This window comes from Pseudonocardia sp. 2-7, assembly GCF_056341085.1.
In genome coordinates, this window is record NZ_CP094507.1 from 1,587,683 (window position 1) to 1,609,128 (window position 21,446).

Below are 21,446 nucleotides of genomic sequence, written 5' to 3' on the forward strand. Positions count from 1 at the left end.
CCGGTCACCGGCCGCCCCGTCGGCGTCAGCGGAGGTGTGTGTGTACGTCGGCTCCCTGGAGTGTGACGTGCTGCTCGGCGACGTCCGGTCGCTGAAGCAGAAGCGTTCGGCGGTGCGTCCGCTGCTGGCCGAGCTGCGCCGGTTCGAGGTGGCGGCGGCCGAGGCGGGCCATCTGGACCTGCACCGCCGTGCGCTGATCGGGGTGAGCTGTGTCGCCGCCGACGCGGGGCACGTCCGTGCCCTGCTGGAGCGGTGCGAGCGGCTGGTGGCCGCCCGCCCCGAGCTGGAGCTGCTGTCGGCCCGGACCCGGCTGTTCGGCCCCGACGACGACTGAGTCCCGGCGGGCGGGGGACGAACCGGCAGGACCGAGAATCGAACGCGGCGTGACCCCGCGACCCGTGCCTAGACTCGGGCTCGCACGACCCGCTGGAAGGAGCAGGACATGGTCGACCAGGCCCGCGCGCGTAAGCTCGCGAAGCGGATCTCGCAGATCGTCGCGGAGGCCCTCGAGCGCGAGGTGAAGGATCCGCGGCTGGCGATGGTGACGATCACCGACACCCGTGTCACCGGCGACCTGCGCGAGGCGACCGTGTTCTACACGGTCATGGGTGCCTCGCTGGAGGAGGAGCCGGACACCGCGGGGGCCGCCGCCGCGCTGCAGAGCGCGAGCGGGGTGCTCCGCAGCCGGGTGGGGCAGCAGACCGGGGTGCGGCACACGCCGAGCCTCGCGTTCGTGCTGGACGCGGTGCCGGACACGGCCCGCCGGATGGAGGAGCTGCTGGCCCGCACCCGCGCCTCCGACGAGGAGGTGGCCCGGCTGGCGGCCACGGCGTCGCCGGCGGGGGACGCGGACCCGTACAAGGCCCCGCGGGAGACCGACGCCGAGTGACCGGCGGCGCGCACGAGCCCGTCCCGGGTCCCGGTCCGGTCGACCCGGCCGGGGCCGCGGCGGTGCTGCGCCGGGCCCGTGACGTGCTCGTGGTCGGGCACGTCCGGCCCGACGCGGACGCCGCGGGCAGCGCCCTGGCCCTGGCCACGGCGCTGCACCGCGCGGGGACCCCGGTCACCGTGTCGTTCGGCGGGCCGGACCCGGTGCCCGCCGGGCTGGTCGACACCCTCGACCCCGACGGGCTGGTCGTCGCCTCGGTGGACGCGCCGCGCGCGCCGGACCTGCTGGTCTGCTGCGACATCTCGTCGTCCCGCCGGCTGGGGGACCTGGAACCGGTGCTGGACACGTCCGGGTCGTCGCTGGCGGTGGACCACCACGCGTCGTTCGTGGCGTTCACGGACCGGTACCTCGTCGACCCGGGCGCCCCGGCGACGGTGACGCTCGTCCGGGCGGTGCTCGCCGAGCTGGGCGCCCCGCTGGACGCGGTCCTCGCCCGGTCCCTGTTCGCGGGGCTCTACACCGACACCGGTGGTTTCCGGCGGGGTGGTGCGGAGGCGCTCCGGCTGGGCGCCGAGCTCGTCGAGGCCGGTGCCGAGCCCGCGCCGCTGCTGCGGGACATCGGCGGTCCGGTGCCGTTCGCATGGCTCGCCGCGCAGGCCACGGTGCTGGCCGGGGCGCACCGGGAGGCGGGCGTCGCGGCGGGGGCCGACCTGGTATGGGCCGCCGTCGACGTGGCGACGGCGACCCGGTTCCGGGACCGCACGGTCGCCCTGGTCGGGCCGCTGCAGGCCGCGGCCGGGGGCGGGGTGGCGGCGCTGCTGACCGAGACGGCACCGGGGGAGTGGTCGGTGTCGCTGCGCGGTAACGGGTCCCCGGACCTGTCCCGGGTGGCGACGACGCTCGGCGGCGGCGGGCACACCGGTGCCGCCGGGTTCGAGCGCTCCGGTACCCGCGACGGGCTCCTGGAGCTGCTCCGGGCGGAGCTGGCCCGCTGAGCACGTGCCCGGTTGATCGGGTTCATCCGGGGTACATCGCCGCGACACCACGATCGGATGGACCTCGGGGCGGTCCGGTGTCGCGGCACCGGGGCACGTAGCGTGTCCCGCGAGACCAGGAGGTGAGCGGTGCGATCCGAGCCCGCTGCGGCCCGCGGGGGCGACGACAGTCACGGCAACGAGCCCAGCGGGTGGCCGGAGTTCCTCCGGGCCTGGCTGCGCAACCCGGCCCAGGTGGGTGCGGTGTGGCCGAGCTCGCCGCGGCTGTCGGCCAAGCTGGCCCGTATCGCGCCGGGTCACGGCGCGCCGGTCGTCGTGGAGCTGGGGCCGGGCACCGGCGCCGTCACCACGCAGGTCGGCAGGCGGCTCCCGCCGGAGGGCCGGCATCTGGCCGTCGAGCTCGACCCGCGGATGGCCCGCTTCCTGCAGGACCGCCACCCGGGCGTCGAGGTCGTGAACGGTGACGCCCGCAAGCTGGGGTCGCTGCTCGCCGAGCGCGACATCACCTCGGTCGACGCGGTGATCTCCGGGCTGCCCTGGTCGCTGTTCGACCGGGCGATGCAGCAGGAGATCCTCGACCAGGTCGTCGGGGCGGTGGGGGAGACCGGTGCGTTCGCGACGTTCGCCTACTCCCACACCCTGCCGATGCCCTCGGCGCGGCGGTTCAAGGCGGCCCTGCACGACACGTTCGACGAGGTCGTGATGACCCGCACGGTGTGGCGCAACCTGCCGCCCGCATTCTGCTTCCTCTGCCGTCGTCCCCGTCGGTGACCCGGTCCGCCCCCATCGCGGGCGGGCCCCGTGACATCCTCCGGCTCGCACTGCCCGCGCTCCCGGTGCTGGCGGCCGAGCCGCTGTTCCTGCTGGTCGACACCGCCGTCGTCGGGCGGCTGGGTGGGCTGCCGCTGGCCTCGCTCGCCGTCGCGGCGGTGCTGTTCGCGCAGGTCACGACCCAGCTGACGTTCCTGTCCTACGGGACGACGGCGCGCGCGGCCCGGTTCTACGGTGCCGGGCGCCGGTCGGCCGCGGTGGCGGAGGGTGTGCAGGCGACCTGGCTGGCGCTGGGCGTCGGGCTGCTGGTCGTCGTGCTCGGACAGCTCGCCGCGGCACCGCTGGCGGGGCTGCTCGCCGGGGACCCGGTGATCGCCGAGGGCGCGGTGTCGTGGCTGCGGATCGCGCTGCTCGGCGCCCCGCTGGTCCTGGTGACGCTGGCCGGCAACGGCTGGATGCGCGGGGTGCAGGACACCCGTCGCCCGATGTGGATCGTGATCGGCGGCAACCTGCTGTCCGCGCTGCTCTGCCCGCTGCTGGTGCACGGGGCGGGGGACTGGGCGGGCTGGGGGCTGGAGGGCTCGGCGATCGCCAACGTCGCGGGGCAGGCCGTCGCGGCGTCGCTGTTCCTGCGGGCGCTGGTCGTCGAACGCCGGCGCGCGCCCGCCGGTGACCCGGTCCGCTTCGCCCCGGACGCCGCGGTGCTCCGTTCGCAGGCGACGATGGGCCGCGACCTGATCGTGCGGTCGCTGGGGTTCCAGGCCTGCTTCCTGTCCGCGACGGCGGTCGCCGCCCGGTTCGGGTCCGAGTCCGTCGCCGCGCACCAGATCGTGCTGCAGCTGTGGGTGTTCCAGTCCCTCGTGCTCGATGCGGTCGCGATCGCGGCGCAGTCGCTGGTCGGGGCCGCCCTGGGTGGCGCGGACGGCGGACACGGTGCGGACGGCGGACACGGTGCGGACGGCGACCGTGCGGACACCGGACCGGCGCGGTCGCTCGCCGCCCGGGTCACCCGCTACGGCCTCGTGCTCGGCTGCGGGTTCGGCGTGCTGTTCGCCGCGCTCTACCCCGTCCTGCCGCCGGTGTTCACCCGCGACGCGGCGGTCCTCGCGGCGATCCCCGCGGCGTGGTGGTTCTTCACCGCGCTGCAGCCGATCGCCGGGGTGGTGTTCGCCCTGGACGGCGTGCTGCTCGGCGCCGGTGACGCGGCCTTCCTGCGCACCACGACGCTGCTCGCCGCGCTCGGCGGGTTCCTGCCGATGATCTGGCTGTCGCTGCTGTTCGGGTGGGGGCTGGCCGGGATCTGGACCGGGCTCGCCGCGTTCATGGTGGTGCGCCTGGTCGCGGTGGGGCTGCGGGCGCGGTCGGGGCGCTGGGCGGTCCCGGGGGAGGTCCGGGCCTGACGCGCGTGGCCCGTCGACGGAGCCCGGGCGGCGGAGTGGCACACCCGGCACCCGGTGCGGAGGTCCGGAGGTGCACGACGTGCCACCGGGCGGTTCCGGGACGGGGCACCGGGCGACGTCCCGCGCGGCGCGCCCGGGGCCCGGTGGTGGCGGGGTTCAGCCCCGGTCGGTGGCCGGGGTCTCCGGACGGTGGACGGCGGCACCCGGCCGGTGGAGCGGCGCCCCGGGGTCCTCCGGCGGCCCGGTGTTCCCGTCGTCCCCGGGGGACCCGGCCGGGAGCGGCAGCCGCACGGTGAACACGGCGCCGCTGCCGTCGTCGCGGGTACCGACCGTCACCGACCCGCCGAGGCGGCGGGCGATCCGGTCGACCAGGGCCAGCCCGATGCCGCGGGGGCGGCCGCCGCGCGTGGCCCGGGTGCTGAACCCGAAGGTGAACAGCTCGCGGGCGGTGTCCTCGGGCACGCCGGGACCGCTGTCGGCGACCTCCAGCCGCAGCTCGCGGTCGTCCGGAGGGGTGCTCAGCGCGACCGCGACCGACCGCTCCCCGGTGCGCCCGGCGACCACCTCGATCGCGTTGTCGACGAGGTTCCCGGCCAGCGAGACCAGGTCGTCCGCGGCGAACGGCAGCCGCAGGTCCGGCAGGACGCCGGGGTCGCAGGTGTCGGTGACGGTCAGGATGACGTCCTGCTCGGCGGCCTGCCACGCCTTGTCCGCGAGCAGCGCGGCGAGGACCGGGTCGTAGACCGCGGCCACGACCTGCGCGGCGGGGCCGCGGGTGCGGTCGAGCGCGGCGGTTCCGGCCTTCGCGGCGTCGGCGGTGTCGCCGAGCTCGATCAAGGTCAGGACGGTCTGCATCCGGTTGCCGAACTCGTGGGCCTGGCCCGACAGCGCGGCGACGGTGTCGCGGGCCTCGTCGCGCTCGCGCAGCACCCCGGCCAGCTCGGTGCGGTCGCGCAGCGTGAACACCCGCGTCCCCGGGCCCGCGGCCGGCCCGGCGTGCCTGCTGTTGACCAGCAGCACCCGCTCCCCGGCCAGGGCGGCCCGGTCACGCAGGTCCGAGCGCAGCCCGCTCGTGAGCACGGCGGCGACGGCAGGATCCATGCCGAGGCCTGCGAGCGGCCGCCCCGGTACGGCGGGGTCGTCGGGGGAGTCGTGGCCGGGCAGGCCGAGCAGCCGCCGGGCCTCGGCGTTGACGACGACGAGCCGCCCGTCGCCGTCGACGACCAGCAGCCCCTCGCCGACGGCGTGCAGCACCGCCTCGTGGTGGGTGTAGGCGGCGGTGATGTCCTCGGGCTCCAGCCCCAGGGTCTGGCGGCGCAGCCGCCGGGCCAGCAGCACCGCCAGCCCCGAGCCGACGAGCACCGCCGCCGCGGCGGCCGCGACGATCCCGGGCAGCGAGCGCAGGGCGAGGTCGCTGATCCGGGTCTGCAGCACGCCGACGGACACGACGGCGGCGATCCGGCCGTCGACCAGGACCGGGGTGACGGTGCGAACCGAGGGCCCGAGGGTGCCGGTGTAGACCTCGGTCGAGGTCCGCCCGGCCAGCGCGGGGGCGATGTTGCCCTGGTAGGGCAGCCCGATCTCGTCGGGGTTGTAGTGGCTGTAGCGGATGCCCTGCGGGGACATCACGACGATGAAGCCGGTGGTGGTGGCCCGCCGGACCCGCTCGGCGATGGGCTGGAGGCGGGCGGAGAGGGCGGCGAGACCGCCGCCGTCGCGGACGGCGTCGACGACCTCGGGGTCCGAGGCGAGCGACAGCGCGATCCCGGTGGTGAGCCGGCCCGCGGCGTCGTGCTCCAGGCGGCTCGCCCCGTAGCCGCCGAGCGCGGCGAGCCCGCCGACGGTGAGCAGCACCGTGACGACCTGCAGCAGGAACAGCCGACGCACCAGCCGCGAGCGGCGCAGCGGAGGGAAGGAACGGAGCGGCCGGCGCACGGGCCCAGCCTGCCACCGCGGGGGCGGCAGTGGGACCCGTGCACCGGCCGGGACGTCGACACCCCCGCGGGCCTCGGGGCTCCGCGGGGGTGCGACGGTCATGGGAGGAGGACGTGCCCGGTCAGGAGCCCGCGCCGACCTTCTCGCGACGGGACTCGTCGGCGTCCGGCTTCGCGGCGCCGTCGGCGGCCTCGTCGATCTCGGCGTCCGCGGCCCCGCCACCGTGCGCGGCCTCCATGTCGGCCTCGACCAGCGTCGGGTCGTCGAGCACCGCGGCGAGCCGCTCACGGTCGAGCTCGCCGTTCCAGCGGGCGACGACCAGGGTGGCGACGACGTTGCCGATCGCGTTGGTCAGTGCGCGGCCCTCGGACATCATGCGGTCGATGCCGACGATCAGCGCGAGGCCGACGACGATGGCCTCGGGGGTGAAGAACTCCCCGCCGAAGGCCTGCAGCGACGCGGCCAGGGTGACCAGCCCGGCGCCGGTGACACCGGCGGCGCCCTTCGAGGTCAGCACCATGAGCACGGCCAGCGCGATCTGCGCGCCGATCGGCAGGACCTCGCCCCCGGCCTGGATGATGAACAGCGCACCCAGGGTCAGGTAGATGCAGGTGCCGTCGAGGTTGAACGAGTAGCCGGTCGGGATGACCATGCCGACGGTCTGCTTCGACGCACCGGCGGACTGGAGCTTCGTGAGGAAGCGGGGGAGCACCGACTCCGACGACGAGGTGCCGACGATGATCAGCAGCTCGTCCTTGATCAGCCGGATGACCTTGAAGACGTTGAACCCGGCGGCCCAGGAGACCGCGCCGAGGACGACGACCACGAACACCGCGCAGGTGCCCCAGAACACGGCCATCAGCTTGAGCAGGTTGACCAGCGACCCGCCGCCCATCTGGCCGACGGTGTAGGCCATGCCGCCGAACGCGGCGACCGGTGCGGCCCACATGATGATCTTGATGATGCCGAAGATGACCTGGGCGATGCCCTCGATGCCGCCGACCAGGCGGCTGCGCAGGGCCGGGTTCAGCGAGGAGATGGCGCAGGCCGACAGGATCGCCAGCACCAGGACCTGCAGCACCGAGTTCTCGACGAACGGGCCGAAGAAGCTGTGCGGGAGCAGCGAGTCCTGGATGAACGGGATGACACCCGACTCCTGACTGCCGGTCGCGGCCTGGTCGGTGGCCTTCGCGAGGTCGGACGTGCTCGGCTGGCCGGTGAATCCGGCGCCCGGCTGGAACACGTTGCCCGCGACGAGCCCCATCGTCAGCGCGATGACGGTCATGACCAGGAAGTAGCCCAGCGCCCGGGCGGCGAGACCGCCGGCGCGGGCCAGGTTGCCCAGCGAGGCGATGCCGACGACCACGGTGCAGAAGATGACCGGGCCGATGATGACCTTGATCATCTGGACGAACGTGTCGGCCAGCCACTTGGTCTCCTTGGCGAACCCGGGGGCGAGGAAGCCCACCAGGATCCCGGAGACGATGCCGACGATGACCCAGAACCAGAGCTGGGTGTAGACCTTCTTCTTGGTCCGGGTGGGGGTGGTCGACCCCGTCCCGGACGAGCCGTCTGCGTTGGCGACCTCGGCCATGTCCGTCCTCCTCGACGTGTGCGGTGGGGAAACGATGGGGTCGGGTCGTGTCGTGGGGCAACCGCGGGGACACCGGGCTTGAGGAAGCTTTGAGGAAAGCGTGGCTAGGGTGGGCGGCGTGCGGGTGCTGCTGGTCGAGGACGACGCGATCCTCGGCGACGCGTTGCGCCGCAGCCTCGTCCGCCAGGGCTACCCGACCGACCTCGTGACCAGCGGGTCCGCGGCCATCGCGGCCGTCGCCGAGCGGGAGCCCGACGTGGTGCTGCTCGACATGGGCCTGCCCGACCGCGACGGCATCGGCGTCTGCCGGGAGATCCGGGAGCGGTCCCGGGTGCCGATCCTGGCGATCACCGGCCGCGGCGACGTCGCGGCGCGGGTGCAGGGCCTGCGCTCGGGCGCGGACGACTACCTGGTCAAGCCGGTCTCCACCGAGGAGCTCGTCGCCCGGATCGAGGCCGTCCTGCGTCGTGCCACCGGCGCGGCGGTGGCCGCGACGGTGAGCGTCGGCGACGTCGTCGTCGACCTCGACCGGCGCGCGGTGACCGCGGGCGGCGCCGAGGTCGCGCTGACCCGCAAGGAGTTCGACCTGCTCGCCGCGCTCGCCCGCCGCGAGGGTGCGGTGCTGCCGCGTACCGAGTTGCTGGAGCAGGTGTGGGGGATCGCCGACGCCTCCGCGGCACGCACCCTGGAGGCGCACGTGGCGTCGCTGCGGTCGAAGCTGGGCACCCGCGACGTCGTGGTGACGGTCCGTGGAGTCGGGTACCGGCTGGCGCGTTAGCGTCCCGGCGTGCCCGCACGCAACCCGCCCCCGCCGCCCGGACTCGTGATCGTCGACAAGGACCGGGGCCCGACCAGTCACGACGTCGTCGGGAAGCTCCGCCGGATCATGGGCACCCGCAAGGTCGGCCACGCCGGGACGCTGGACCCGATGGCGACCGGGGTGCTGGTCGTCGGCATCGAGCGGGCCACCAAGCTGCTCGGGCACCTGTCGCTGGACACCAAGGCCTACACCGCCACCGTGCGCCTCGGGCAGGCCACCGACACCGACGACGCCGAGGGCACGCCCGTCGGCGAGCCCGTCCCGGTCGATGCCGACGACGCCGCTCTCCGGACCGCGATGGCCGCGCTGACGGGCGGGATCATGCAGGTCCCCAGCGCGGTCTCCGCGGTCAGGATCGACGGGAAGCGCGCCTACCAGCGGGTCCGCGACGGCGAGACCGTCGAGATCCCGGCCCGCCCGGTCACCGTGTCCGCCTTCGAGCTGCTCGCGGTGCGCCGCGAGGGGCCGTGGTGCGACCTGGACGTCGCCGTCGACTGCTCCTCGGGCACCTACGTCCGCGCGCTCGCCCGCGACCTCGGCGCCGCGCTGGGCTCCGCCGGCCACCTGACCGCGCTGCGACGCACCCGGGTCGGACCGTTCACCCTGGAGCACGCGCGCACCGTCGAGCAGCTCGCCGACGACCCGGGTCTGTCGCTGGACCTCGCCGCGGCCGTCGCGACGGCGTTCCCCCGCGTCGACCTCGACGCGTCCGCCGCCACCGACGTGCGGTTCGGCAAGTCGCTGCCCGCGGCCGGGATCGAGGGCACCTACGGCGTGTTCGCCCCGGACGGCGCCGCGTTGGCCCTGATGGCCGACCGCGGCGCCGCCGCCCGCCCGGTCGTCGTGCTCGCCCCGGCCGGCTGAGCCCCGGACCGGCCGCGGTCGCCCGCTGCGCGGGATCCCACCCGGTTCGCCTAGGCTCGCGGCCGTGCAGCGGTGGCGTGGTCTGGAGGCGGTTCCGCCCGGCTGGGGCCGGTGCGTCGTCACCGTCGGCGTGTTCGACGGGGTGCACCGGGGACACCGGCAGCTGATCGCCCGCGCGGTGGAACGGGCGCACGAACGCGGCCTGCCCGCCGTCGTCGTGACGTTCGACCCGCACCCGGCCGAGCTGATCCGGCCGGGCACGCACCCGGCGCGGCTGTCCACACTCGACCGGCGGGCGGAGCTCGTGGCCGAGGCGGGCGCGGACGTCTTCTGCGTCATCCCGTTCACCGAGTCGCTGTCCCGGATGGCGCCCGCCGGGTTCGCGCACGAGGTGCTGGTGGACCGGCTGCACGCGGCCGTCGTCGTCGTGGGCAGCAACTTCACCTTCGGCCACCGGGCCGAGGGCGACGTCGGGACCCTCGCCGAGCTGGGCCGTCGCTTCGGGTTCGCCTGCGAGGCCCTCGACCTGGTCTCCGACCGCGACGTGACCTTCTCCTCCACCTACATCCGGTCCTGCATCGATGCCGGGGCCGTCCGCGACGCCGCGCACGCGCTGGGCCGCTGGCACCGGGTGGACGGCGTGATCGTGCACGGCCACAAGCGTGGCCGTGACCTGGGCTATCCGACGGCGAACGTCGCCAGCCCGCCGCACACGGCGATCCCCGCCGACGGCGTCTACGCGGGCTGGTTCCGCATCGGCGACCGCCGCCTGATGGGCGCCGTCTCGGTGGGGACCAACCCCACGTTCTCCGGGCGGGTGCGCACCGTCGAGGTCTACGTGCTCGACGTCGACGAGAACTTCTACGGCCACGAGGTCGGCGTCGAGTTCGTCGAGCGGCTGCGCGGCCAGGAGCACTACGACGGCATCGAGGCGCTCGTCGCGCAGATGGGCCGCGACGTCGCGACCTGCCGCGAGATCCTCACCGCGGCCGGCGACGCGACCGGACCCGACGGGGCTCCGGGTTAGGTGAAAACCCCCTGCCGGGGCCGAACGTCCACGCCCGCACCGCGTGGTCGCCGAGGCTGTCCGGCATGGACGACCCCCGCACCGCGGACCCGGTGGCGCAGGAGATCGCGCGCAACCGCGACCGCCAGAGCGCGATCTACGGCGAGCCCCTCGACGAGCGCATCCGCCGGCTCACGACCGGTCTCGGCATCACCCAGGCCCGCCTCGCGGCCGCGGTCGGGCTGAGCCCGGCGATGCTGTCCCAGCTGGCGGGTGGGCGCCGGGTCAAGATCGGGGACCCGGCGGTGCTGGGCCGGATGACCGCGCTGGACCGGCGGCTCGCGCACGGCCCGGTGCCCGACGCCGAGCGCGACGTGCTGCTGGCCCGGGTCCGCCAGGAGCCGACGCCGTGGGGCCCCACCGGCGCCTGCCGCTGCGCCGAGCAGACCCCCGCCACCGGGCCGGCGGTGCCGCGACCGCGACGGGCCCCGGCCGAGCCGACCGCGGAGGACGCGCTGCGCGGGGTGAGCGCACCGGCCCGGCTCGTCGCGGCGGCGGCCGAGCTGGCGCCGGCGTTCCCGGAGATCGCGGAGGTGCTGCGCCGGGCCGCCGCCGGACGGCGCTGACAGGCTGTGCGGATGCGGCTGTTCACCGCGCTGTGGCCGCCGCCCGGGGCGGTGGCGGCGCTGACCCGCGCACTCGGCGGGGCCCCGTCCCCGCTCCCGGACGGCGCGCGCCGGGCCGGCCCGTCGACCTGGCACGTGACGCTGTGCTTCCACGGCGACGACGACCCGGACGCCCGCGCCGCGACCCTGGACATCGCGCTGACCGGCGCCGTCGCGCCCCGGCTGCGGATCGCCGGCACCGGCACCTTCCCGGGCGTGCTGTGGGCCGGGGTCGAGGAGCGCGACGGCCCCGCCGCGGGCGCCCTCGCCGAGCTGGCCGCCCGGGCCGGTGCGACGGGGCCCCGGCCGTACCGCCCGCACGTCACCCTGGCCCGGTGGGACCGGCGCCGCGGGGACGCGACCGTGGGCGGCGACGACATCGCCGCGGGCCCCTGGTGGACACCGGGGGAGGCGGTGCTCGTGCGCAGCGAGCCCGGTGCGCGCTACACCGTGGTCCACCGGGTCCCGCTGCGCCCCGGCACACCGGACCGCACACCGGGGTGACACGGGTCGGCGGCGGTCGGCGCACCCGTCGCTGGTACCGTTTCACACCGGGTCCGGCTGCAGTCCGTGGCGGCCGAGACCGACTTCCTGCCGTCCCCCCCCGGTTCATCCGGGTTTCGTCGGACGTCACGGCCCCACGGACCGTCTCAAGGATGAAGGAGTTGAGCAGTGGCACTGACCACCGCCGAGAAGAAGAGCACGCTCGAGCAGTACGGCACCCACGCCACCGACACCGGGTCCCCCGAGGCCCAGGTCGCGCTGCTGACGCAGCGCATCGTCGGCCTGACCGAGCACCTGAAGCAGCACAAGCACGACCACCACAGCCGGCGCGGCCTGCTGCTGCTGGTCGGTCGTCGTCGCCGGCTGCTCAAGTACCTGCGCGAGGTGGACGTCGCCCGCTACCGCGCGCTGATCGAGAAGCTGGGTCTGCGCCGCTGACCCGCCCGGCCGACCCGGCACCGGTTCCCGGTGCCGGGTCGTTCCGTAACACCGAGCGACACAACTGAACAGAGCCCGCCACTCGGGCGACCGGACATCCGCCGGTCCTCGGTAGTGGCCCCCGGAGCGCGACGCGCGGCCGGGGGCTTCGATCGAAGACCGGCCCAGCAGGGGATCGAGCCGGCGCCACGGTGGTGGGGGTAGACGAAGACCACTCCCAACGACGAGGAGAACACCCCCGTATGACTGACGTCATCTCCGAGGACGGCGTGCACGAGAGCACCGCCGTCATCGACAACGGCACCTACGGCACCCGCACCGTCCGGTTCGAGACCGGCCGGCTCGCCCGCCAGGCCGCCGGGTCCGTCGTCGCGTACCTCGACGACGAGACCATGCTGCTGTCCGCCACGACCGCCTCGAAGCGGCCGAAGGACCAGTTCGACTTCTTCCCGCTCACGGTGGACGTCGAGGAGCGGATGTACGCCGCGGGCCGGATCCCCGGCTCGTTCTTCCGCCGCGAGGGCCGCCCGGGCACCGACGCGATCCTGACCTGCCGCCTCATCGACCGCCCGCTGCGCCCGTCCTTCGTCGACGGTCTCCGCAACGAGATCCAGGTCGTCGTGACGGTCATGTCGCTCGACCCGAAGGACCCCTACGACGTCGTGGCGATCAACGCCGCGTCGGCGTCCACCCAGCTCGCCGGCCTGCCGTTCTCCGGCCCGGTCGGCGGCGTCCGCGTCGCGCTCATCGCGAACGAGGCGGGCACCGACACCCAGTGGGTCGCCTTCCCGACCCACGACCAGCTCGACCGCGCCGCGTTCGACATGGTCGTCGCGGGCCGCATCGTCGGTGACGACGTCGCGATCATGATGGTCGAGGCCGAGGCCACCGAGAACACCATCGACCTCGTCGCCGGTGGGGCCACCGCCCCGACCGAGGGCGTCGTCGCGGACGGGCTGGAGGCGGCGAAGCCGTTCATCCGCAGCCTGTGCGTCGCCCAGCAGCAGCTGGCCGACGTCGCGGCCAAGCCGACCGCCGACTACCCGGTGTTCCCGGCCTACCAGCCGGACGCCTTCGAGGCGGTCTCCGAGGCCGTCGAGCAGGAGCTGGCGCAGGCGCTGACCATCGCCGGCAAGCAGGAGCGCGAGACCCGGACCGACGAGATCAAGGCGTCGGTGCTGGACAAGCTCGGCGAGCGCTTCGTCGGCCGCGAGTCCGAGCTCGGCAACGCCTTCCGCTCGCTGAACAAGAAGCTGGTCCGCCGCCGCATCCTGACCGACCAGGTCCGGATCGACGGCCGCGGCCTGACCGACATCCGGCCGCTGTCGGCCGAGGTCGAGGTCGTCCCGCGGGCGCACGGCTCGGCGCTGTTCGAGCGTGGCGAGACCCAGATCATGGGCGTCACCACGCTGAACATGCTCCGCATGGAGCAGCAGATCGACCAGCTGGGGCCGGAGACGCGCAAGCGCTACCTGCACCACTACAACTTCCCGCCGTACTCGACCGGTGAGACCGGCCGTGTCGGCTCGCCGAAGCGCCGCGAGATCGGCCACGGCGCGCTCGCCGAGCGGGCCCTGATCCCGGTCCTGCCGAACCGCGAGGAGTTCCCCTACGCGATCCGCCAGGTCTCCGAGGCCCTCGGCTCGAACGGCTCGACCTCGATGGGCTCGGTCTGCGCGTCCACGATGTCGCTGCTCAACGCCGGTGTGCCGCTGAAGGCGCCGGTCGCGGGCATCGCGATGGGCCTGGTGTCCGACGAGGTCGACGGCCAGACGCGCTACGTCGCGCTGACCGACATCCTCGGTGCCGAGGACGCGTTCGGCGACATGGACTTCAAGGTCGCCGGGACCAAGGAGTTCGTCACGGCGCTGCAGCTGGACACCAAGCTGGACGGCATCCCGTCCGAGGTGCTCGCCGCCGCGCTGAACCAGGCCAAGGACGCCCGCCTGACCATCCTCGAGGTGATCGGCGAGGCCATCGACGGCCCGGACGAGATGAGCAAGTACGCGCCGCGGGTCACCGCGGTGAAGGTCCCGGTCGACAAGATCGGCGAGGTCATCGGCCCGAAGGGCAAGATGATCAACTCGATCACCGAGAAGACCGGCGCCGACATCTCGATCGAGGACGACGGCACGATCTACGTCGGTGCGAACGACGGCCCCTCCGCGGAGGAGGCGATCGGCATGATCAACGCGATCGCCAACCCGCAGCTGCCGAAGGTCGGCGAGCGGTTCCTCGGCACGGTGGTCAAGGCCGCCGCGTTCGGTGCCTTCGTCTCGCTCGTCCCCGGCAAGGACGGCCTGGTCCACATCTCGAAGCTCGGCAACGGGAAGCGGATCAGCAAGGTCGAGGACGTCGTCAAGGTCGGCGACAAGCTGCGCGTCGAGGTCACCGACATCGACAACCGCGGCAAGATCTCGCTGATCCCGGTGGTCGAGGAGTCCGCCTCCGCGGACGTCACCGAGGCCCCGGCCGCCGAGGTCGCCGTCGACGCCGAGGCCCCGGCCGAGGCCGCCAACCCGAGCTGAACTGTTGGCACCTGAGAACGACCACGCGGCGGCGGCCCGGGAACCCTCCCGGGCCGCCGCCCGCGTGTCCCCGCCGCCCGTGGCCACCGCCGACGACACCACCGACACGGTCCGCCGCAGCGACCTGCCCGGCGGGGTCCGGCTCGTCACCGAGACGGTGCCGGGCGTCCGCTCGGTCGCGCTGGGCATCTGGATCGGGATCGGCTCGGTCGACGAGACCCCCGAGCAGGCCGGTGCCGCGCACTTCCTGGAGCACCTGCTCTTCAAGGGCACCCGGCGGCGCACCGCGGCAGGCATCGCCGAGGAGATGGACGCCGTCGGCGGTGAGCTGAACGCGTTCACCGCCAAGGAACACACCTGCTACTACGCCCACGTCCTCGACACCGACGTGGCGCTGGCGGTGGACGTGCTGGCCGACGTCGTCACCGACGCCGAGCTGGCCCACACCGACGTCGAGCTGGAACGGGGCGTCGTGCTCGAGGAGATCTCGATGCGCGACGACGACCCGGAGGACCTGCTCGGCGACCTGTTCGACGAGACCCTGTTCGGCGACCACCCGCTCGGGCGCCCGGTGATCGGCTCCGAGGACTCGATCCGGGCGATGAGCCGCGACACCCTCCACAGCTTCTGGCGCGGGGAGTACACGGCGCCGCGGATGGTCGTCGCCGCGGCCGGGAACCTGGACCACGACCACGTCGCGGAGCTCGTCGCCGCCGCACTGGACCGTGCGTCGCGGGGCCACACCGGCGCGCGCCCGGTGCCGCCGCGGACGGCGACCGGGGCCCGCCCCGTGCGCACCGGAGCCCTCGGCCTGCTCGACGACGACTCCGAGCAGGCCCACATGATGCTCGGCGTGCCCACCGCGGGCCGCGCCGGGCGCGGCCTGCCGGTGCTGGCGGTGCTGAACTCCGCCCTCGGCGGGGGACTGTCGTCGCGGCTGTTCCAGCAGGTCCGCGAGCAGCGCGGACTGGCCTACCAGGTCTACTCCTCGACCGTCCGCTACGCCGACGCCGGCGCGCTGTCGGTGTACGCCGGGTGCGCCCCGGAGCGGCTGGGCGAGGTCGTCGCCGTGGTGCGTGACGTGCTCGGCGAGGTCGCGGCCGACGGCCTGACCGAGGCCGAGGTCGTCCGCGCCCGGGGCGCCCTGCGCGGGGGACTGGTGCTGGGCTGCGAGGACACCGCGTCGCGGATGAACCGGCTCGGCCGCGCCGAGCTGGACCACGGGCGGCAGCGGTCGCTGGCCGACAGCCTGGCCCGCATCGACGCCGTCACCCCGGCCGAGGTCGCCGCGCTGGCGGGGGAGCTGCTGGCCCAGCCGCTCACCGCGGCCGTGGTGGGTCCCTACGGCGACGTGGACGACCTCCCCGCCGCGCTGCGCGACCTGGCCTGACCTCCCCCGAACCTGCTCCGAGGGTCACTTTCGTGGCTTCTACGGCCCCGAGAGTGACTCTCGGGGCATCCGGGGTGGTGGGTGAGACGGGCAGAGCCCCGGACCGGGCGGTCCGGGGCTCTGTGCCGTCACTGGGTCGAGGGCGACGACCGCGACGTCGGCGAGCATGGCGCCGACCGCCGTCGTCACCGCGCCGAACGCCGCCGTGGCGACGACGCCGTGGATGTCGTTGGTCGAGATGGTGCGGATGAAGTAGTCGCCCATGCCCTGCCAGGCGAAGGTCTTCTCGGTGATCACCGCGCCGGTGAACAGCGCCGGGATCGCGAACGCCACCTGGGTGGCGACCGGGATCATCGAGCTGCGCAGCCCGTGGCGGCGGATGGCCTGCCTGCGGGTCAGCCCCTTGGCCCGGGCGGTCCGCACGTAGTCGGAGTTGACCACGTCGAGCAGCATCGAGCGCTGCAGCAGGTGGTAGCCCGCGTAGGAGATGACCAGCAGCGAGATCGTCGGCAGCACCAGGTGCTGGGCCCGGTCGAGGAGCAGCGGCCAGAACCCGGTGACCCCGGGCGACTCGGACCCCGCGACGTAGAACAGCGTCCCGCCGACACCCTGGTTGATCGCGATGGCGACGAACACGACCGCCAGCGCCGCGACCGCCGACGGGATGTTCAGGGTGAACACCGAGGTCAGCTGGGCGGCGCGGTCACCGAGCCGGTACTGGCGCTGGGCCGAGTAGACCCCGAGCGCCACCCCGATCACGATCGACAGCAGCAGCGAGAAGAACACCAGCTGCCCGGACACCACGACGCGGAACGCCACCTGCGCGTTCACCGGGTCACCGATCGGGCTGGTGCCCCAGTCCCACCGGGTCACGATCCCGGTGACCCAGATCCACCACCGCTCCAGGACCGGGACGTTCGAGTCCAGGTTGTACTGGCCCAGCGAACGGGCGATCTCCGCGTCGGTGCGCGGCGGCCGCAGCTGCAGGTAGTTGACCCGGGGGTCGAGGAACGAGTTCGCGAGGAAGTAGACCAGGTTGGTCGCGACGACGATCATCGCGAGCCACCCGGCGCCCCTGCGCAGGAGGTACCGGAGCACGCTGCTCTTCTCTGTTCGTCCGCGGTGCGGTGGTGGTGACCGGCACGCGCGGGTGGTGGGACGACCGCAGGTGAGCGGGTGTCACTGTTTCGGGTGACATCGAGGCTGGCACGCCAGTACCAGAAATCGGTAGACCCGGCTCACAGCGTGTACCCATTCGTGATGATGACACCCGGCCGTCATCGCGGGTTCGTCCGCTCGGCGCGTGTGACCTGCTGGCAGGCTGGGTGTCATGACCGCCCTCGCCGTCGTCGCCGGCCTGATGATGCTCGTCGGCCTGGCCGGGATCGTGCTGCCGGTGCTGCCCGGGCCGCTGCTGATCGTCGGCGGGGTGGCGGTCTGGGCGGTCCCGCGCGGCGACGCGGTCGGGTGGTGGGTGCTCGGCATCGCGGTGCTCGTCACCGTCGCCGGTCAGGTCGCGAAGTACCTGCTCCCGGGACGCCGGCTCAAGGCCGCCGGGGTCCCGACGCGCACCCTGTTCGCGGGGCTCGTGCTGGGGGTCGTCGGGTTCTTCGTCGTGCCCGTCGTCGGGCTGTTCCTCGGGTTCGTGCTCGGGGTGTGGCTGGCCGAGCTGGCCCGCCTGCCCGATGCCGCCACCGCCTGGCGCTCGGCACGCGAGGCGCTCACCGCCGTCGGCTGGAGCATCCTCATCGAGCTCGCGGCCGGGCTGGTGACGGTCGCGGTGTGGATCGGCGGCCTGGTCGTCGGCTGAGCCCGGCCGACCGTGCCCCGCGGTCGCGGACCGGGCACCGTCCGCACCGGCGTGGGACCGGTCCGGTGCCGGATCCGGGATCACGCCGGGCCGTTGCATAGACTCCGCGGCGGTCCACGACGTCGAGGTGCGCGAGGTGTACGGGTGAGCGGGACGATCAAGGTGGCGGTCCTCGGGGCGAAGGGCCGGATGGGCTCCGAGGTGTGCCGGGCGGTCGAGGCCGCCGGGGACACCGAGCTGGTCGCCGCGCTGGACGCGGACGACGACCTGTCCGCCCTCGACGGCGCCGACGTCGCCGTGGACTTCACCCACCCCGGCGCCGCGATCGCCAACATCCGGGAGTGCCTGGCGCGCGGGGTCGCGCCCGTCGTCGGGACCAGCGGCTTCGACGCCGCCAGGTTCGACGAGGTCCGCGCGATCCTCGACGAGCGCGGCTCCGGCAGCGTGCTCGTCGCCCCGAACTTCGGGGTCGGCGCCGTGCTGATGATGCACTTCGCGGCGCAGGCCGCCCGCTTCTTCGACTCCGCCGAGGTCGTCGAGCTGCACCACGCCGGCAAGGTCGACGCGCCGTCCGGTACCGCCGCGCGGACCGCGTCGGTGATCGGCGCGGCACGACGCGAGGCCGGGCTCGGCGAGGTCCCCGACGCCACCACCGACGACCCGCACGGTGCCCGCGGCGCGGTCGTCGAGGGCGTCCACGTGCACGCGGTCCGGATGCCCGGGCTGATCGCGCACCAGGAGGTCATCCTCGGCACCGACGGCGAGGTGCTCACCCTGCGCCACGACTCGATGAACCGGACCAGCTTCATGCCGGGGGTGCTGCTCGCGGTGCGCGCCGTCCGCGACCGCCCGGGCCTGACCATCGGCCTGGAGCCGCTGCTCGGGCTCGGCTGAGCCCTCAGTCGACCAGGTGCAGGTCCAGCGTCCCGGCGTGGCGGACCTCGCGCAGCGTCGACGTGCCGGTGTCCAGCGTGCGCACCGCGCCGTCGGGTGCCCAGCCGGCGCGGCCGTAGAAGTTCCGTGAGGCGGTGTCGGCCTCGGCCACCCAGGTGCGCCCCGAGTCCGAGCCGGACTCCCGCAGCGCGGCCGCGGCGGCGGCGAGCAGCCGTCCGCCGTGCCCGCGCCTGCCCCAGCGCGGCTCCACGAGCAGCGTGCTGACCTCGGCGATCGCCATGCCGTCGGCCCCGGCGTAGCGGGCGGCGGCGGCGAACCCGACGGTCTCTTCCCCCTCGACGGCGACGAACAGGTGGAAGCCGTCCCCGGCGTGCACGGCGTCGCTCCAGTGCGAGCGCGCGGCGTCCGAGGTGAGCCCGGCGAACGCCTCCTCGGGCAGCAGCCCGGCGTAGGCGGTGCGCCAGGTGCGGTCCTGGATCGCCATGATCGCGCCGACGTCGTCATCGGTGGCGGGGCGGACGGTCGCGGTGGCCATGGGTCATGCCTACCGTGCGACCCCGCGGGCCGCGTCACCGCCCGGGTCCACAGCGGCCGCACAGGTCGTTGCGATCCGCGCCCCATCCCCGGTCCCTAGCGTCGTCGTCGGTTCCGCACGACAGTTCCCGACGACGACGCACCGGAGGACCCGCCATGCCCCGCTACCAGGGCCGTGACCTGCCCCGCCCCGACGACGAGGTCGTCGACCAGGGCCTCGGGTTCGACCTCGGCACCCTGCTGAGCAGGCGCCGCATGCTGGCCGTGCTCGGCGTCGGCGCCGTCACCGCCGGGCTCGCGGCCTGCGGTACCGCGGCCCCGTCGGCGACGACCGCGACCACGACCGGCGAGATCCCGGACGAGACGGCGGGTCCGTACCCCGGCGACGGCTCCAACGGTGCGAACGTGCTCACCGACTCCGGGGTGGTGCGCAGCGACATCCGGTCGAGCTTCGGCACCGGCTCGGCGACCGCGGCCGGGGTGCCGATGACCCTCGAGCTGACGATCACCGACATGGCCGCCGCGGGCATGGCGGGTGCCGCGGTCTACGTCTGGCACTGCGATCGCGACGGCCGGTACTCCCTGTACTCCGAGGGGCTGGAGGACGAGAACTACCTGCGAGGGGTCCAGGTCGCCGGCAGCGACGGGAAGGTGCGCTTCACCAGCATCTTCCCGGCCTGCTACAAGGGGCGCTGGCCGCACATCCACTTCGAGGTCTACCCCTCCGAGGCCGACATCACCGACGCCGCCGACGCGGTCGCCACCTCGCAGGTCGCCCTGCCGCAGGCCGACTGCGACACCGTCTACGCCACCACGGGATACGAGCAGTCGGTGTCCAACCTGGCCGAGCTGAGCCTGGCGTCCGACAACGTCTTCGGCGACGACGGCGGCGCCCTCCAGCTCGCGACCGTCACCGGCGACCCGGCCACGGGCTACACGGTCGCACTGACCGCCGCCGTCGACCCCACCACCGAGCCGGCCGCGGGAGCCGCCCCGGGCGGTGGCGGGCCGGGTGCCGGCGGCCCGCCGCCCGGCAGCTGACCGGCCGGATGTCATCCGGCGCGGTGCCGCGGGTCCGCTGCCGCCCGGTGTGGTGCGGCCCGGCCACCGGTCCGGGCGGTACCGGATCCTGTCGGTGCCCCGTGGCAGCATCCCGGCCGTGCGCACGATCTCAGCCGACGTCGCCCGTCGGACGTTCCTCGCGGCCCAGGGCTTCACCGACCCGCGGCCGTCCGGGCCGGTCACCCGTCGTCATCTCGGACGGGTGCTGGACCGGGTGAAGCTGCTGCAGCTCGACTCGGTCAACATCGCGGTGCGCGCGCACTACATGCCGCTGTTCAGCAGGCTCGGTGCCTATCCCGCCGCCCTCCTCGACGACGCCGCCTGGTCGCCCGACGCGCGCCGCCCGCGGCTGCTGGTGGAGACCTGGGCGCACGAGGCGAGCCTCGTCCCGGTCGTCGACCGGCCGCTGCTCTCCCACGAGACGCTGCCGCGGCGGTGGTGGAAGCACTACGGGCCGCTGCTGGAGAAGCACCCGCGGCTGGCCGGGGACATCCTCGACGTCGTCGCGGAGGCGGGGCCGATGGGCGCCGGGGCGATCGAGAAGGCGCTGGCCCCGGCCGGCCGGGCCGGTGAGGTGCGCCCGCGTCCGCCCGGCGCGACCTGGTGGGAACGCTCGGAGGTCAAGCGGGTCTGCGAGTACCTGTTCGCGACGGGGGAGCTGTCGGTCGGCACGCGCGTCCACTTCGAACGCCGCTACGACCTGCCCTCCCGGGTCCTGCCGCCGGAGATCCTGGCGCTGCCCGAGCCGGATCCGGCGGACGCCGCTCGCGAGCTCGTGGCCAAGTCCGCGTCGGCGCTGGGGATCGGCACCGAGACCGACCTGCGCGACTACTACCGGCTCGGCCCGGACCGCACCCGCACCGCGATCGCCGAGCTGGTCGACGCGGGTGCCCTGGAGCCGGTGAGCGTGCGCGGCTGGGACCGGCCCGCCTACCGGGACCCGGCGGCCCGGGTGCCGCGCGCGGTGACCGGGCGGGCGCTGCTGTGCCCGTTCGACCCGCTGGTGTGGGAGCGGGACCGGACCGAGCGGATCTTCGGGTTCCGCTACCGCATCGAGGTCTACGTGCCGGAGCCGAAGCGGGAGTACGGCTACTACGTCTTCCCGTTCCTGCTCGACGGCGAGCTGGTCGGCCGGGTCGACCTCAAGGCCGACCGGGCGGCCGGGGTGCTGCGGGTGCCCGGCGTGTTCGCCGAGCCCGGGGCGAGCGCCCCGCGCCCGCGGATCGCGGCCGAGCTGGCCGGTGAGCTCGCGACGATGGCGGGCTGGCTCGGGCTCGACGGCGTCGCCGTGGGGGAGCGGGGCGATCTGGCCGCCGAGCTCCGCGCCGAGGTCGCCGCCCGCTGAGG

General features: G+C 74.6%; 21 protein-coding genes. 17 read left to right on the plus strand and 4 right to left on the minus strand.

Annotated features, from left to right (window positions below):
* Positions 1–40: 40 nt before the first annotated feature.
* From MTO91_RS07920 to MTO91_RS07940, 5 genes are all read left to right on the plus strand, one after another.
* Positions 41–334 carry a DUF503 domain-containing protein gene (locus MTO91_RS07920; RefSeq protein WP_062401124.1) on the plus strand — a complete coding sequence of 98 codons (294 nt, stop codon included), beginning with the start codon at positions 41–43 and terminating at the stop codon, positions 332–334.
* Positions 335–442: 108 nt separating this feature from the next.
* Positions 443–889: a 30S ribosome-binding factor RbfA gene (gene rbfA / locus MTO91_RS07925; protein ID WP_476654162.1), complete on the plus strand. Its 447-nt coding sequence runs from the start codon at positions 443–445 to the stop codon at positions 887–889.
* On the plus strand, positions 886–1,884 hold the full coding sequence (locus tag MTO91_RS07930; RefSeq protein WP_476654163.1) for a DHH family phosphoesterase: 999 nt from the start codon (positions 886–888) through the stop codon (positions 1,882–1,884). The genes rbfA and MTO91_RS07930 overlap by 4 nt, the downstream gene beginning before the upstream one ends.
* A gap of 129 nt (positions 1,885–2,013) precedes the next feature.
* A complete protein-coding gene (locus tag MTO91_RS07935) occupies positions 2,014–2,655 on the plus strand; it encodes a class I SAM-dependent methyltransferase (RefSeq protein WP_374231413.1) in 642 nt (213 codons plus the stop codon).
* Positions 2,652–4,055 (plus strand): MATE family efflux transporter, encoded by a 1,404-nt coding sequence (locus MTO91_RS07940; protein WP_405418566.1) that lies wholly within the window; start codon positions 2,652–2,654, stop codon positions 4,053–4,055. The genes MTO91_RS07935 and MTO91_RS07940 overlap by 4 nt, the downstream gene beginning before the upstream one ends.
* 156 nt (positions 4,056–4,211) lie before the next feature.
* On the opposite strand, the gene MTO91_RS07945 is transcribed toward MTO91_RS07940, so the two are convergent.
* Together MTO91_RS07945 and MTO91_RS07950 are read right to left on the minus strand one after the other, a co-directional pair.
* A complete protein-coding gene (locus MTO91_RS07945; protein ID WP_405418565.1) occupies positions 4,212–5,990 on the minus strand; it encodes a sensor histidine kinase in 1,779 nt (592 codons plus the stop codon).
* A gap of 121 nt (positions 5,991–6,111) precedes the next feature.
* Positions 6,112–7,584 (minus strand): cation:dicarboxylate symporter family transporter, encoded by a 1,473-nt coding sequence (locus MTO91_RS07950; protein WP_405418563.1) that lies wholly within the window; start codon positions 7,582–7,584, stop codon positions 6,112–6,114.
* Positions 7,585–7,702: 118 nt separating this feature from the next.
* Here MTO91_RS07950 and MTO91_RS07955 point away from each other — a divergent pair, with 118 nt between their 5' ends.
* From MTO91_RS07955 to MTO91_RS07990, 8 genes are all read left to right on the plus strand, one after another.
* On the plus strand, positions 7,703–8,362 hold the full coding sequence (locus MTO91_RS07955) for a response regulator transcription factor (RefSeq protein WP_405418562.1): 660 nt from the start codon (positions 7,703–7,705) through the stop codon (positions 8,360–8,362).
* A 9-nt stretch (positions 8,363–8,371) separates the two neighbouring features.
* A complete protein-coding gene (gene truB / locus MTO91_RS07960; protein ID WP_405418560.1) occupies positions 8,372–9,268 on the plus strand; it encodes a tRNA pseudouridine(55) synthase TruB in 897 nt (298 codons plus the stop codon).
* Between the two features lie 64 nt (positions 9,269–9,332).
* Complete coding sequence (locus tag MTO91_RS07965) at positions 9,333–10,295, plus strand: bifunctional riboflavin kinase/FAD synthetase (RefSeq protein ID WP_208826613.1); 963 nt, start codon at positions 9,333–9,335, stop codon at positions 10,293–10,295.
* Between the two features lie 65 nt (positions 10,296–10,360).
* Entirely contained in the window at positions 10,361–10,900 is a 540-nt protein-coding gene (locus MTO91_RS07970; protein WP_073578123.1) for a helix-turn-helix domain-containing protein, read from the plus strand.
* Between the two features lie 12 nt (positions 10,901–10,912).
* The gene (locus MTO91_RS07975; RefSeq protein ID WP_476654164.1) at positions 10,913–11,443 is read left to right on the plus strand and encodes a 2'-5' RNA ligase family protein; all 531 of its coding nucleotides are present in this window, start codon (positions 10,913–10,915) and stop codon (positions 11,441–11,443) included.
* 168 nt (positions 11,444–11,611) lie between these two features.
* Positions 11,612–11,881, plus strand: a complete 270-nt coding sequence (gene rpsO / locus MTO91_RS07980) for a 30S ribosomal protein S15 (RefSeq protein ID WP_020621572.1) — start codon at positions 11,612–11,614, stop codon at positions 11,879–11,881.
* Between the two features lie 242 nt (positions 11,882–12,123).
* Complete coding sequence (locus MTO91_RS07985) at positions 12,124–14,409, plus strand: polyribonucleotide nucleotidyltransferase (RefSeq protein ID WP_405418556.1); 2,286 nt, start codon at positions 12,124–12,126, stop codon at positions 14,407–14,409.
* 79 nt (positions 14,410–14,488) lie between these two features.
* On the plus strand, positions 14,489–15,799 hold the full coding sequence (locus tag MTO91_RS07990; protein WP_476654832.1) for a M16 family metallopeptidase: 1,311 nt from the start codon (positions 14,489–14,491) through the stop codon (positions 15,797–15,799).
* A gap of 39 nt (positions 15,800–15,838) precedes the next feature.
* Here the strand turns inward: MTO91_RS07990 and MTO91_RS07995 are convergent, their stop codons facing one another.
* Complete coding sequence (locus tag MTO91_RS07995; RefSeq protein WP_476654165.1) at positions 15,839–16,897, minus strand: ABC transporter permease; 1,059 nt, start codon at positions 16,895–16,897, stop codon at positions 15,839–15,841.
* A 232-nt stretch (positions 16,898–17,129) separates the two neighbouring features.
* On the opposite strand from MTO91_RS07995, the gene MTO91_RS08000 reads away from it, so the two are divergent.
* Together MTO91_RS08000 and dapB are read left to right on the plus strand one after the other, a co-directional pair.
* Positions 17,130–17,609, plus strand: a complete 480-nt coding sequence (locus tag MTO91_RS08000) for a DUF456 domain-containing protein (protein ID WP_020627871.1) — start codon at positions 17,130–17,132, stop codon at positions 17,607–17,609.
* Between the two features lie 144 nt (positions 17,610–17,753).
* Positions 17,754–18,503, plus strand: coding sequence for a 4-hydroxy-tetrahydrodipicolinate reductase (dapB, locus tag MTO91_RS08005; protein WP_476654166.1), 750 nt, complete (start codon positions 17,754–17,756; stop codon positions 18,501–18,503).
* Between the two features lie 4 nt (positions 18,504–18,507).
* Here dapB and MTO91_RS08010 read toward each other — a convergent pair whose 3' ends face one another.
* Positions 18,508–19,038: a GNAT family N-acetyltransferase gene (locus MTO91_RS08010; RefSeq protein ID WP_476654167.1), complete on the minus strand. Its 531-nt coding sequence runs from the start codon at positions 19,036–19,038 to the stop codon at positions 18,508–18,510.
* A gap of 155 nt (positions 19,039–19,193) precedes the next feature.
* Here MTO91_RS08010 and MTO91_RS08015 point away from each other — a divergent pair, with 155 nt between their 5' ends.
* Together MTO91_RS08015 and MTO91_RS08020 are read left to right on the plus strand one after the other, a co-directional pair.
* Complete coding sequence (locus MTO91_RS08015; protein WP_476654168.1) at positions 19,194–20,078, plus strand: dioxygenase family protein; 885 nt, start codon at positions 19,194–19,196, stop codon at positions 20,076–20,078.
* 118 nt (positions 20,079–20,196) lie between these two features.
* Complete coding sequence (locus MTO91_RS08020; protein WP_476654169.1) at positions 20,197–21,444, plus strand: winged helix-turn-helix domain-containing protein; 1,248 nt, start codon at positions 20,197–20,199, stop codon at positions 21,442–21,444.
* Positions 21,445–21,446 lie beyond the last annotated feature (2 nt).